Source organism: Clostridium sp. DJ247 (assembly GCF_014231265.1).
The window spans coordinates 17292-30557 of the sequence record NZ_JABAIW010000033.1 but is presented as its reverse complement, the minus strand read 5'-3'; the positions used below and the strand labels follow the sequence as shown (position 1 = coordinate 30557).

The window sequence follows — 13266 nt, the reverse complement described above, 5'->3', positions numbered from 1 at the left end:
TCTTTATTTTCATACAAAATACTAAAGCGATTTAACTTTCTTAATTATATCATATAATTTATTAAAGCCTTCCATTGGTGTCATATTTAATATATCAATAGAAGCAATATCTTTTAATAAGATCTCCTTACCCACATCCTCAAAACTCATTTGCTGCTGCACATTTTCTAAAGTATCTTTTTGGTTTTTATATACAACTGTTGCTTCTAAATTAGTTTCCTTTATGGTATCTAATGCCGCTTCATTTATAGAGCTTACTTCTTCTACTTTTACCTTTGAAAATGTTTCTTCTCTAGTATCTTTATCTGTAATGGTTTCTACATTAAAATCCTTAGAATTTTCATTTTCAATTTTATGAAGTATTTCTTTAGCTCTATTAATTACATCACTAGGTAACCCAGCTAACTTTGCAACCTCTATTCCATAGGATTGATCTGCTCCACCCTCTACAATCTTACGCAAAAATATAATGTCGTTTTCTAGTTCTTTAACAGAAACAGAATAGTTCTTAACTCCAGATAATACACCTTCTAACCTAGTTAGCTCGTGATAATGCGTTGCAAAAAGAGTTTTAGATTTAAGACTGTTGTTAGTGCAGATATATTCAATTACTGCCCAAGCTATACTTAAACCATCATAAGTGCTGGTACCTCTACCAACCTCATCTAATAGTATTAAGCTTCTGTTGGTAGCATTTTTTAGTATATTTGATACTTCCCACATTTCAACCATAAAAGTACTTTTTCCAGAAGCAAGATCATCTGATGCACCTATTCTTGTAAATATCTTATCACAAATTGATATAGTAGCCTTTCTTGCTGGTACAAAGCTGCCTATTTGAGCCATTAGTGTAATTAAAGCTACCTGCCTCATATATGTAGATTTACCCGCCATATTAGGCCCTGTTATAAGTAGTAATTGGTTATCTAAATTATTTATATAAGTATCATTAGATACAAAGCTTCCAGAAGATATTACCTTCTCTACAACAGGGTGCCTTCCCTCTTCAATACGAGTTTCACCTTCATAAGTTACGTCCGGTTTACAGTAATTATTTTCCTGGGCTATACTAGCAAATGAACTTAGACAATCTAGTTCAGATATTATCCTTGCAGAAAGCAGCATTCTATCTACCTGTTTTTCTACTTTTTCTCTTATTTCAGTAAAAACTTCGTATTCTAGGTTAATAAGCTTTTCCTCTGCTCCTAATATCTTATCTTCCATTTCCTTAAGTTCTGGCGTAATATATCTTTCTGCATTTGCAAGAGTCTGCTTTCTTATATATCTTCCCTCTGGCACTGAATTTAAATTTGATTTTGTTATTTCAATATAATATCCAAAAACTTTGTTATATCCTACTTTTAAGGATTTAATACCTGTAACTTCTCTTTCGCTGTTCTCTAAGGAAGCTATCCAATCCTTACCATGAGCCTTTGCAGATTTTAGTTCATCTATTTCTGCATTAAAGCCTTCTTTTATTAAGTTTCCCTCTTTTAAAGAAATTGAAGGACTGTCAAGTATAGATGCATCTAAAATTTCGTATATATCCCTTAATTCATCCAGCTTATTATACATATCCTTAAGCATATTACTTTTAAAGTTTGATATTAGTTCTTTAATATAAGGTATCTTTTCAAGAGAATTTTTAATAGATATTAATTCTTTTGCATTAACACTTTTAGAGGATACCTTAGCTGTAAGTCTTTCTATGTCATAAATTTCTTTTAATGCCTCTTTTAAATCTGAATGAAGTACCAGACTATCTAACAATTCTTCTACCGCATCTAATCTACCTTGTATTGTATTTTTATCAACTAGTGGTTGATCTATCCATTTTCTAAGCTGTCTTCCACCCATGGCGGTATTAGTTTTATCTATAGCCCAAAGCAAAGATCCCTTTTTACTTTTTTCTTTTAGGCTTTCTGTTAACTCTAGATTTCTACGTGAACTTATATCTATACTTAAATAATCAATTATATTATAATAATTTATATTGTTAATGTGTGATAAAGAAGTTTTTTGAGTATTTATTATATATTTAAGAAGTCCCCCGCAGCATTTAATTAAAGAATCACTAAATTTTACTTCATTTGAATTAGAAAATTGTTTTGAAAGAATTTCTTCTAAATCTAAACTAAAAAAATCAGCATCTAGTTTTGTAAAGGAAACTGCAAATCTATCTTTTATGGAGGAATAAATATCTTCATCTATACTATCCTGTATTAATATTTCCTTTGGATAATATTTAGATATTTCATCTAATATTATAGCTATATCTAAAGGTGAATTAGTACAATTAAAATCTCCCGTTGAAACATCTGCAAAACACAAAGAGGCTGTGTTCTTCTCTCTATCTAAATATAAACTCATTATATAATTATTTTTACCTTCTTCAAGAAAAGAAGAATCTGTATAGGTACCAGGAGTAATAATCTTAATTATACCTCTTTTAACTATTCCCTTAGCTGCTGAAGGGTCCTCTAACTGTTCACAAATAGCTATTTTATACCCCTTACTAACTAATCTGCTTATATAACTATTGGCAGCATGAAAAGGTACTCCACACATTGGAGCCCTTTTTTCTAGACCACAATCTCTTCCTGTAAGTACAAGCTCTAGTTCTTTTGATGCAGTTTCTGCATCTTCAAAGAACATTTCATAAAAATCACCTAATCTAAAAAATAATATACAATCCTTACAGTCTTCTTTAACCTGTAAATATTGCTGCATCATTGGAGTTAAAGCCACTTTAGTACCTCCTTAAAATCGTAATTTATATGATAAAAAGCCCCAAAATTTAAGAGCTTTTTATCATATAACAGTATACTATTAAATTTATCCCATGACTACCTGCATTTAAGTTTCACTTTATAAATATACTATTGATCAGTAACTTGTTCACCCGCTAGTGAAAAAGCATTTACTTTAGTTATCTTCACCTTAACTAACGTTCCTATAGTTTCCTTATCACCTATAAAGTTAACAAGCTTTCCTGAGCTAGTTCTTCCCATTAATTTAGCTTCATCATTTTTACTTAAACCTTCAACTAGCACTTCTACAGTTCTGCCTTCGTATTCTTTATTCTTTTTTGCTGCAGAGTCATTTATTACTTCAACCAATCTGTTAAACCTTTCATGTTTAACCGCATCATCTACTTGATCTTCCATTTCATCTGCTGGAGTTCCTTTTCTTCTTGAGTAAATGAAAGTAAATGCAGAATCATATTGTACTTGTCTAGCTAAGTCTAAAGTTTCTTCAAAATCTTCATCAGTTTCACCTGGGAAACCAACTATTATATCCGTAGTTATAGCCGCATTTGGTACAACAGCTCTAATTTTATTTGTAAGCTCTAGATATTGGTCCTTAGTATAACTTCTGTTCATTTTCTTTAATATTCTAGTTGATCCTGATTGTACTGGTAGATGTATTTGGTCGCATAACTTATCACATTCAGCAATAGCTTCTATAACATCTTCAGTTAAGTCCTTAGGATGGGAAGTCATAAATCTAACTCTTTCAAGACCTGTAACTTCATTAATTTTTCTTAAAAGCTCTGCAAAGCTTAATTTTGGTACTAGATCTTTACCATAGGAATTTACGTTTTGTCCAAGAAGAGTTACTTCCTTATATCCCTTAGAAACTAAATCTTCTATTTCACTTATGATATCTTCGGGTTTTCTACTTCTTTCTCTTCCTCTAACATAAGGCACAATACAATACGTACAAAAATTATTACATCCATACATAATTGTAACAAAAGCCTTTACATTACTTTCTCTATCCACAGGAAATCCTTCTACTATTCCATCTTCTTTATCTTGAATTTCTATAACGGATTTTCCTTCCTGTTTCACTCTATTTAAATACTCAGGGAATTTATAAGCATTATGAGTACCAAAAACTATATCAACAAATGGAAACTTTTTCACTATGCTTTCCGCCATACCTTCCTGCTGCATCATACATCCACAAATAGCAATAATAAGATTTGGCTTCATCTCTTTTAATTTTTTTAATGCTCCAAGGTTACCAAAAACCTTTAACTCCGCATTTTCTCTTACGCAGCAAGTATTAAAAATTATAAGATCCGCAGATGCTTTTATTTCTGTTCTATGATAACCTATCATTTTCAGCATACCAGATATTTTTTCTGAATCTTCTTCGTTCATCTGGCAGCCCCAAGTTTCTAAAAAGAAGAGCTTTTCTTTTCCTGTTCTTTGTAATTCTTCATTATGTTTTATGCTCATTTTTTCTAATAAATTTGTATCTATATGCACAGTCTTGTTTTTTGCCGTATATTTTTCCAATTATGTTACCTCCTATTGAATGTGTATTATATAAAATAGACTTTTACTAAATTTCATTTTTAACTTTTATATTATACTGTATTTTTATATAAAATAAAAGGGCCGAGAATAATTCTCACAATTATATTAATGTTTTAGTACGTTTATTATTTTAATTATAATTTGAAATAATTAGTTTACTTTTTTTCTTATTTACATAATATTTATTATTTATACTAAAGTCAAGCATATAAAGTGAACCTTAATAAAAAAATAGTTAAGCCCTTGGTATTTCTATAAGTAAATAATAATTTGAAAATATTTTTACTATTATGATAAATAAAACTCCAATTTTTAGGTTAAGCTATACCTTAAAAGGAGGGGTCTATATGTATGATGCTAAAAATTTTGAGAATACTAATATAGTAGATATTAACGAAACTCAAAATGCTCTTAGATGCGATTGTATCGGCGACAGAACATATTTCAATCAAATACAATATGAAAATATGTTCGAATTTAAGACAGTTCATATTCCCATTGAAAATGTAATAGAATAATAATACTAAAAAGAAAATTATTAAGCTATACTAGATATCAAAACACTATTTTATGTACAAATTAATTATGTTTTTTATTTTAGGAATGGGGGACTTTTTTGAAGTTGTATTCTTTATAAATTAATTAAACTAAAAAAACAAACCCAATGATCTTGAAATCATAGGGTTTATGTTAGTAGTTCCCAATTATATATTTCACTTTTAATCTTAAAACCTACACTCTTATATAATTTTAACGCTATTCTATTATCACATTTAACCTTTAATTTCACTTTATTAAATCCATTATGTTTTACAATGTTTAAAAGGTAACAAAGAAGAGCCTTGCTATAGCCTTTCCCCCTATACTCTTTTAGTATACCAAAGTTAACTATTAGCGGTGTATAGTTTTCAATAATTATTTGTCCGTATCCAATATATTTATTATCCTTCTTTAAAAATACAGATCCTTTATCAAAGTAATAGTCTTGAATTTCATCAAAATATATGTCATCTAATGTTAAAGGTATCCTGTTATCATCACTAAAAATTTTATTTTGTATTTCACATCTTTTTTGTTCATCTCTACCCTTTTCAAATAGTTGAAATTTTAAATCCTCCGCTGCTAGTAGCGAAACATAGTTTAGAAGGCTTAGACAAAGCATTAATGTGCCCTCTTTCTTCTTGAAGCCTATATTTTCTAAAATCTGAAAATTATAAGCATTGCTTTCACAATTATAACTTATAACACTATTTTTATTTAAAGTATTTACTAAAAATCTATATGGTATTATTTGATCATAAGTATGGCTAAATATATTTAATACATTAACAGCATTAATCAATATCACATTGTTGTCAGTTAGTTCTGACCATAAATATCCTATATAGTAGTTATCTCTTTTTAACAACCTAACTTTTCGTTTTAATAACATTTGCTGAGCAAAATTAGATTTGTTATAAATATTAAAAAAGTCTTTATTTAATATATTAAATTCGTCTCTTATTTTATTTAACTCTTTAAAGTTAACTAGATTTTTTTTGTTCAATCCTACACATTCATACATAGAATTTATCCCCGCTGCTGTAAGTTCTTATTTTTAAAAATACAATTTAAGTATAAAGGTTACGTTATCATTAGTCAAATCTATTCATAACTATTCATATAATTCATATAATCCGCCAAAAAACTATTCTGTATATTATTATATTTTATGAGCCTTGTTAACTTATGCATATAGGTTAACTCATCCCATCCTTTATGCTTAATATACCTTTTTTTACCTAATTTCCAAAACTTGTGAGGAAAAATAATAAAAGCTAGTACTAAGCTTAATTCATTCTTATCAAGCTTTCTTATAGAATTATAAGCTTCAATTAATAATTTTGCTTTGGTAAAATCCCATTGATAACTCTTTTTAAACATTAGCTTTCTTATAAGTTTTCCTAAATTATTTATATGCAAATCTACTGCAATATTATCTATATCTACTATAAAAAATTTGTTATCTTTATAAATAATATTTTGTTCATAAAAACTATAGTTACATATAGTTTTGTTTTTATCAGCATAGTGAGATAACTTATAGTAATCGCTATTATTTAAAAAATTTAATGCAACTAATCCTCTTTGGTAAACATCTTCTATATAGCTGTAATAAGCTGAGTCAAATTCATTCTTTATTTTCTTCTTAGTTATCATTCTCTCGAATTTCTCTAAGTCTTGGAGTTTATCTTTAAAGATCTTTGGCCAGTTCTTTAGATTATCTTTTAATTTAAATTTCTTAGTATTTATAGTATTAGTTATAGAATCATACTGAGCCAGTAATTTCACACAACCAACAGCTTGATCAATAGAACTCATATCACATAGCTCTCCATCTATCCAATCTACAACATAAAATATAGAATCCTTATATTTCACATAATTACTATTATCAATGCTTTTATAACATTTAACAATATTAGTAAACCCTCTAAGTTTCAGTTCATCTAATAGCATAATACCATTCTTTGCTGTAAACTTACCATGTCTTCTTTTTTTGAAACATAGGTTTCCTTCTAGAGTCTCTACCTTATATGAGCTTCTTACCTTTAGTATATTAATACTTTCAAAACTATATTTTAATAGTATGTTATCTAATATTTTTTTTTCTTTATCCGACATAGTATCTATAGGATCTAAGCTCATAGATTTTATATCCTGTAGGCTATTGCCATCATTATCATTTCGGTTTTCAGTTAAGTTATGCTCAGATGTTGCATTCACCGCTTCCATATTTATACCTCCTATAAACCCTCTAATAAATTATATTAAAGCAGGTATAAATTATTACTTATATTAATTTTAAAAAATATAAAAGACCATCAAAAACGATGATCCTTATATATTTGAAGCCTTAACTGATACAGGCTGTTCAAAAATTCCTCTTTTTACTTCAGTAGCAGTCATATTTTTTGCTTTAAATTTTTCAGTCATGTGATTACATGCATCCCATGGATTGATTTTATCTCCACAAGTAAATACGTCTACAGCAGCATATCCAAGCTCTGGCCAAGTATGAATAGTTAGATGAGACTCTGATATAATAACAACTCCACTTACACCTTGTGGGCTAAATTTATGAAAGGCTACTTCTCTAACCTCTGCCCCTGCTTTTAAAGCGGAATCTACCATTATTTTTTCTATAAATTCTTTATTGTTCAGTATTTCTGAACTGCATCCATATATTTCTGCTAAAATGTGACGTCCTAATTCATTCATTCTGCGTATTTACCCCCTCATATAAAAATGTAACAATTAAATTTTATCAAAAATAATAAAAAAGTCAATATATATCGGTATTTTTTTAATATATATATATATAACTCCCGTTATTTAAATATTTCTTTGAATTTCTATATAGATTATCGAAATAAATATAAAAAATGTGTGCTCTATATAATAGATTACACACATTTTTTTTAAAATATTCAATTTTATTTTATCATAGCATTTTAGATTTATTAAAGTTCATCTACTTCCTTAATACTTAATCCTATTTTTTTATCATCTTTGTTAACTTCTAATATTTTTGCTTTTACTTCTTCGCCTATTTTAAGAGCATCTTCAGATTTATCAATTCTTTTGTGACTAATTTGCGATATATGAACTAGTGCATCTACACCTGGTTCAAGTTCAACAAAAGCACCAAATTTAGCAAAACGTACTACCTTTCCAAGCACTATAGTTCCAACGGGATATTTAACATCTACGTTATTCCAAGGATTTTCTATAGTTTTCTTTATTGATAAAGATAGCTTCTTAGTTTCTTTATTTATGTCTAATATACAAGCTTTTACTTTGTCGCCAACTTTTAGTACATCGCTAGGATTTTCAACTCTTCCCCAGGATATTTCAGAAACATGCAGCAAACCATCAACGCCTTGTACATCAATAAATGCACCAAAGTTTGTTAGCCTTCTAACTTCACCTTCAACAATAGTATCCTTTTCAAGGGACTCCCATGTTTCTTCTTCCTCTTTCTCTTTAGATACCTTTAACATATCCCTTCTTGATGCTACTATTTTTGTTCCTTTTCTTTCCTCTTTAAATTCTATTATGTTAACTTCTAAAACTTTATCTACATATTGTGAAAGATCTTCTACATGAAAAAGCTCTATATGAGATGCAGGGATAAACACTCTTACTCCCTTAAAGCTTGCAACTAAGCCACCTTTAACCACCTCTTTAATAGTAACACTAATTGTAGTGTTATTTTCTGATGCTTCTTTCAGTTCTTTATATGTTTTCTGCCTTTCAAGTTCTATTTTAGATAATACCACATACCCATCTTCATTTTTTCTTCTTATGATCTTAACCTCAAATTCATCACCAACATTTATTAAATCTGTTAACGTTGCTTGGTTATCCTTAGTAACTTCAGCCTTTGGCAGCAGTCCATCTGTTTTATATCCTATATTTAAAAAGGCTTCTTTTTCATTCACAGAAATTACTTTACCCTTCACTACTTCACCAACAATAATTTGTTTATCATTTTGATTCATGTAAGCTAATTGCTCATTTAGTTCTATATTTTTGTTATCGCTCATTTTTGAAATTGCCTCCTTTATTATCCAATCCGGTGTTGAAGCTCCCGCCGTAACACCTATAGTTTTTATCATATTAGATTTTATTATATCATCAGGTATTTCTCCTGAATTTTCCACATGAATAGTATTTTCACAATTACTTTTACAAATTTCATAAAGTTTTGTAGTATTGGAACTGTTTTTTCCACCTAATACTATCATAGTATCTACATTTTTTGAAATTTCTTCAGCAGATTTTTGTCTTAACTCTGTAGCACTGCATATAGTATTAAAAGCAATAAATTCCTTACAATTCTTTGCAACAACTCCTAGTACCTTTTCCCAATTAGATTGTTTTTCCGTTGTTTGTGAAACAACACATATTTTGCTTGGGAGGTCTTTTAGATTTGAACCATCCTTAGATATAATTGCTTTCTCTTCACACCATCCATTTATTCCTATAACCTCAGGATGAGTTGCATCACCTATAATAAGTACAGAATATCCCAATTCAAAGTATTTCATTACTTTTTTTTGTATACTTGATACATAAGGACAGGTAGCATCCACCACATTAATTTCTCTATTCTCAAGTAAATCATAGATTTTTTTAGGTACTCCATGAGAGCGTATTATTACAACGTCATCTTTTTGGAGATTATGTATATCCTCAATGTTAATAGCATGAATATTTTTTTCCTTAAGGTAGTTTACAACATCATTATTATGAATTAATGGACCTAAAGTATATATTTTTTTATTATATTTATTTTGAATACTTACAGCCTCTTCTACTGCTCTTTTTACTCCAAAGCAGAAACCTGCTTTATCAGCTAAAACTATTTTCATTTTATATATCACCTAATTAATTATTTGTTTCTTTCTAAATATTCTTCTATGTATTTACATATAAGTTCTACTACCTCGTCTACTGAAAGTTTAGATGAATCTATTTCTATAGCATCTGGTGCTTTGCATAGAGGATTAACCGCTCTACTAGAATCAATATAGTCTCTTTTTATTATATCATTCAATACTTCTTTATATTCTACTATAATACCCTTCTCACTAAATTCACTGCATCTTCTTTTTGCTCTTTCCTCTGCACTTGCAGTTAAGAAAAATTTTAGTGGAGCATTTTTTAGAACTACACTTCCAATATCTCTACCATCCATTATAACGTTATACTTACTTGCCATATTTTGTTGTAATTCAACCATTGTTGATCTTACTTCCGGAATAACAGCATAGTTAGAAACAATATTACTTATCATAGGATTTCTAATTTCGTCACTAACATCCTCTCCGTTAACTATCAATCTTTCGTTATCAAAATGCATTTTCAGAGAATTAGTCAGCTTGCAGACTTCATCTACATTAGTGTACGGTATATTGTTTCTCGTCGCCATTAATGTAACAGCCCTATACATGGACCCAGTGTTTATGTACATTAATTTGAATCTGTCAGCTACAATGTTAGCTATAGTACTTTTCCCTGCACCAGCAGGACCGTCAATTGCCACAGATATATTCAAAATTTCACTCCGCCTTTCTCATATGAAACTAAAAATATGTATTAATCAAAAATATATTTAATTAATTTTGGGAATTTCCTATTTTTCCAACAAATTTTAAAAATAATTCATTGTATATATATTCTATAAAAAATTACAAAATCCTTTGATTTAAATGAATTATAGAAAATTTTTATTTTAATTTTATATTATAATAATCAACTGAATTATTGTTTATTATGTAAAATTTACACTACAAACACTTAAACTATTCTATTTCGCTAATTTTACTACCAGCAAGATGACCTGTTGACATTGCAATTTGTATATTATATCCTCCAGTATAAGCATCTACATCAATTACTTCACCTGCAAAATATAGGTTTGAAACAAGCTTTGATTTCATTGTAGAGGAATCTATTTCCTTAGTGTCAACTCCCCCTGCTGTTACAATAGCCTCAGCAATAGGTCTTAATCCCTTTATATCTAAAGTAAAATTTTGAAGTAGTTTTACAAGTTGCTTTCTTTCATCTCTAGTTATCAAATTTGCCTTTTTATTAGGATCAATTTTAGAGAATTGAACTAATACTTCTATAAGTTTTTTAGGAAGTAAATCATCCAAGGTATTTCTAAAATCTTTATTTGAATACTTAGCAAAATCTTTCTGAACTCGTTTATCTAGTTCTTCATAAGATAAAGCAGGCTTTAAATTAATAACCGCTTTTTGTCCAGAGTTTTCATTTACTACTCTACTAGCACTTAGTGCTATAGGTCCTGAAATTCCAAAGTGAGTAAATAACATTTCACCAAACTCTTTAAATAATATCTTGTTATTACTATTAATTATTGACAATTCTACATTTTTCAGTGATAATCCTTGTAAATCCTTTATCCAACTATTTTTAACTTCTATAGGTACTAAAGAAGGTGTTATTTTAGTTATATTGTGCCCTACACTCTCAGCAAATCTGTAGCCATCGCCACTTGAACCTGTTTGTGGATAAGACATACCACCTGTACAAATAATGAAATAATCACCTTTAATAATTTTATCATCTTGTAATTGGACTGCCTTTATAGTATTATTCTCACATACCAATTTTTTTACTTTAGAATTTACTTGTATATCTACCTTCCTTTTTATGAGCTCTCTCTCAAAAGCTTTAATAATATCTGAAGATTTATCGGATTGAGGAAATACCCTATCCCCTCTTTCTACTTTCAAGTTAACGTCAAGATTCTTAAAAAAATTCATAGTATCTTCATTTGTAAATGAATAGAGAGAGCTATATAAAAACGTTGGATTACCCGGTATGTAGTCAAAAAATTCGCTAATATCTTTAGCATTAGTTATATTACATCTTCCTTTTCCAGTAATAAATAGCTTTTTACCTAGCTTCTCATTCTTTTCAATCAAAATAGTTTTATGCAGTTGTGAAGAGGCAATAGCTGCCATCATACCTGCAGGACCACCACCGATTACTACTACTGTCGCCATATATTCACCGCCTTAAAATACAATAGAAATTATATAGTATATTATTGTCTATATTATAGTAATATAATATAGATGTTTATTCAATAGAAAGATTAATGTAGTTGTTATATTGATATTACTAGCTTTAAGACTATAAGCAGCATTAGAAAGGTGTTATAAGAAACACTTTTACTAACGGACTTGCAAACATACCACTTAACTCTTATAGAGTTTTATTATGAATTACCAAAACTACTATTTGAATATTTACCAATTACAATATTGTTTAATTTCTTGCTATTCCTTCACCTTCTTAGATTTTCTTTTAAATTGCATATATTTTCTTTTAAATTGCATAATCTATCTTTGGAGGTGATAACTATGTCAGATAGAAATAATTCAATAAACGATTATACAGAAACTTCAACGTCTTCTCCTTTACGCACAAGACCTACTGATAAACAAATGGGCCTCGGTACACATAATTTTTTTAAAAATAAAGTTAAGAAAGATAATCAAAAATCCAATTCTTAAGTTTTAGCTCCACATCTTTGGCTAACCCAAGCTGTGGAGCTATTCATGGTGCAGTAAGCTGTAAATTCGTCTGATTATTAAATTTCTATATTCAAGTCCTGCAACATACTTTGGAATATTGGACTAGATGTTTGTTTTTGGAATTAAAAAAGAGTCCTACCTAAGACTCTTTTCTAACTTATAATTTTGTTCAAACCATCCAACTATATTTTTAATTCCATCTGCATCTCTCTTATCTTCTAGAATAAAGCTTCTTACAGCGTTATCAGCTACACTTATATCTACTGCAATTAAACCTTTATCTTCTCCAATTATAAGTGTTCCATCTTCTTTAGAATCGCTTTTGGACTTAAATATCATACCTTTAGTATTAAAGTTGCTTTCAATTGCCCTCACATCATCACATTCAACAAAATTACTTATTTTATGTTTTATATGGTCTAATATTTTCTCAAAATCATCCGGACTAAAATCACCCATATAGGATAAGCTCCTTTCATACCTATGATGCTTGTTCTTATCATACTTTATAAAATATTTGTTCTTTCCGATGTCCTAAAATTTAAATTTTGTTTATATCTATTTTTTCTACATCCTCCCTATTACTCGCTGAAACATAATAAAGATGTATTGGAAATTGAACACAAAATATTGCTGCTACATTATTACATACATCTTTACATATACCAATTTTGTCATGCCATTCATTGTTGGCTTTTATTCTTACATAATCATTTTTCTTTATATCCATTATTCACCTCAACTATTTTTATCCTTTATGCAAATAGTATTTACAATATTTACAAAATTAATACTTATATTTGTGAATAAACGTGTTTCTTTTA

The 13266-nt window shown here is 28.8% G+C and carries 12 protein-coding genes; 2 read left to right on the top strand and 10 right to left on the bottom strand.

What is annotated here, in order from left to right:
• Positions 1-21: 21 nt before the first annotated feature.
• Both mutS and miaB read right to left on the bottom strand, forming a co-directional pair.
• On the bottom strand, positions 22-2748 hold the full coding sequence (mutS, locus tag HGI79_RS13840; RefSeq protein ID WP_185651284.1) for a DNA mismatch repair protein MutS: 2727 nt from the start codon (positions 2746-2748) through the stop codon (positions 22-24).
• A 131-nt stretch (positions 2749-2879) separates the two neighbouring features.
• Positions 2880-4247, bottom strand: coding sequence for a tRNA (N6-isopentenyl adenosine(37)-C2)-methylthiotransferase MiaB (miaB, locus tag HGI79_RS13835; protein ID WP_185651311.1), 1368 nt, complete (start codon positions 4245-4247; stop codon positions 2880-2882).
• A gap of 428 nt (positions 4248-4675) precedes the next feature.
• On the opposite strand from miaB, the gene HGI79_RS13830 reads away from it, so the two are divergent.
• Positions 4676-4846, top strand: coding sequence for a hypothetical protein (locus HGI79_RS13830; protein ID WP_185651283.1), 171 nt, complete (start codon positions 4676-4678; stop codon positions 4844-4846).
• A gap of 167 nt (positions 4847-5013) precedes the next feature.
• Here the strand turns inward: HGI79_RS13830 and HGI79_RS13825 are convergent, their stop codons facing one another.
• From HGI79_RS13825 to HGI79_RS13800, 6 genes are all read right to left on the bottom strand, one after another.
• On the bottom strand, positions 5014-5892 hold the full coding sequence (locus HGI79_RS13825) for an N-acetyltransferase (protein ID WP_185651282.1): 879 nt from the start codon (positions 5890-5892) through the stop codon (positions 5014-5016).
• Between the two features lie 80 nt (positions 5893-5972).
• Positions 5973-7103 (bottom strand): CotS family spore coat protein, encoded by a 1131-nt coding sequence (locus tag HGI79_RS13820; RefSeq protein ID WP_185651281.1) that lies wholly within the window; start codon positions 7101-7103, stop codon positions 5973-5975.
• 105 nt (positions 7104-7208) lie between these two features.
• Positions 7209-7589, bottom strand: a complete 381-nt coding sequence (speD, locus tag HGI79_RS13815; protein WP_185651280.1) for an adenosylmethionine decarboxylase — start codon at positions 7587-7589, stop codon at positions 7209-7211.
• Between the two features lie 242 nt (positions 7590-7831).
• Entirely contained in the window at positions 7832-9745 is a 1914-nt protein-coding gene (locus HGI79_RS13810) for a bifunctional 4-hydroxy-3-methylbut-2-enyl diphosphate reductase/30S ribosomal protein S1 (protein WP_185651279.1), read from the bottom strand.
• 20 nt (positions 9746-9765) lie between these two features.
• Positions 9766-10431, bottom strand: a complete 666-nt coding sequence (gene cmk / locus HGI79_RS13805; protein ID WP_185651278.1) for a (d)CMP kinase — start codon at positions 10429-10431, stop codon at positions 9766-9768.
• A gap of 247 nt (positions 10432-10678) precedes the next feature.
• Positions 10679-11908 (bottom strand): NAD(P)/FAD-dependent oxidoreductase, encoded by a 1230-nt coding sequence (locus HGI79_RS13800; protein ID WP_185651277.1) that lies wholly within the window; start codon positions 11906-11908, stop codon positions 10679-10681.
• 360 nt (positions 11909-12268) lie between these two features.
• On the opposite strand from HGI79_RS13800, the gene HGI79_RS13795 reads away from it, so the two are divergent.
• Positions 12269-12421 (top strand): hypothetical protein, encoded by a 153-nt coding sequence (locus HGI79_RS13795; RefSeq protein ID WP_185651276.1) that lies wholly within the window; start codon positions 12269-12271, stop codon positions 12419-12421.
• Between the two features lie 156 nt (positions 12422-12577).
• On the opposite strand, the gene HGI79_RS13790 is transcribed toward HGI79_RS13795, so the two are convergent.
• Positions 12578-12901: a hypothetical protein gene (locus HGI79_RS13790; RefSeq protein ID WP_185651275.1), complete on the bottom strand. Its 324-nt coding sequence runs from the start codon at positions 12899-12901 to the stop codon at positions 12578-12580.
• Positions 12902-12983: 82 nt separating this feature from the next.
• Complete coding sequence (locus tag HGI79_RS13785; RefSeq protein ID WP_185651274.1) at positions 12984-13172, bottom strand: hypothetical protein; 189 nt, start codon at positions 13170-13172, stop codon at positions 12984-12986.
• Between the last annotated feature and the right edge of the window lie 94 nt (positions 13173-13266).

Bases quoted from the DNA above. Each gene is read 5' to 3' on its own strand.
- miaB (WP_185651311.1), bottom strand. From the start codon at position 4,247: ATGAGCATAAAACATAATGAAGAATTACAAAGAACAGGAAAAGAAAAG.
- HGI79_RS13830 (WP_185651283.1), top strand. From the start codon at position 4,676: ATGTATGATGCTAAAAATTTTGAGAATACTAATATAGTAGATATTAAC.
- HGI79_RS13825 (WP_185651282.1), bottom strand. From the start codon at position 5,892: ATGTATGAATGTGTAGGATTGAACAAAAAAAATCTAGTTAACTTTAAA.
- HGI79_RS13820 (WP_185651281.1), bottom strand. From the start codon at position 7,103: ATGGAAGCGGTGAATGCAACATCTGAGCATAACTTAACTGAAAACCGA.
- speD (WP_185651280.1), bottom strand. From the start codon at position 7,589: ATGAATGAATTAGGACGTCACATTTTAGCAGAAATATATGGATGCAGT.
- HGI79_RS13810 (WP_185651279.1), bottom strand. From the start codon at position 9,745: ATGAAAATAGTTTTAGCTGATAAAGCAGGTTTCTGCTTTGGAGTAAAA.
- HGI79_RS13800 (WP_185651277.1), bottom strand. From the start codon at position 11,908: ATGGCGACAGTAGTAGTAATCGGTGGTGGTCCTGCAGGTATGATGGCA.
- HGI79_RS13795 (WP_185651276.1), top strand. From the start codon at position 12,269: ATGTCAGATAGAAATAATTCAATAAACGATTATACAGAAACTTCAACG.
- HGI79_RS13790 (WP_185651275.1), bottom strand. From the start codon at position 12,901: ATGGGTGATTTTAGTCCGGATGATTTTGAGAAAATATTAGACCATATA.
- HGI79_RS13785 (WP_185651274.1), bottom strand. From the start codon at position 13,172: ATGGATATAAAGAAAAATGATTATGTAAGAATAAAAGCCAACAATGAA.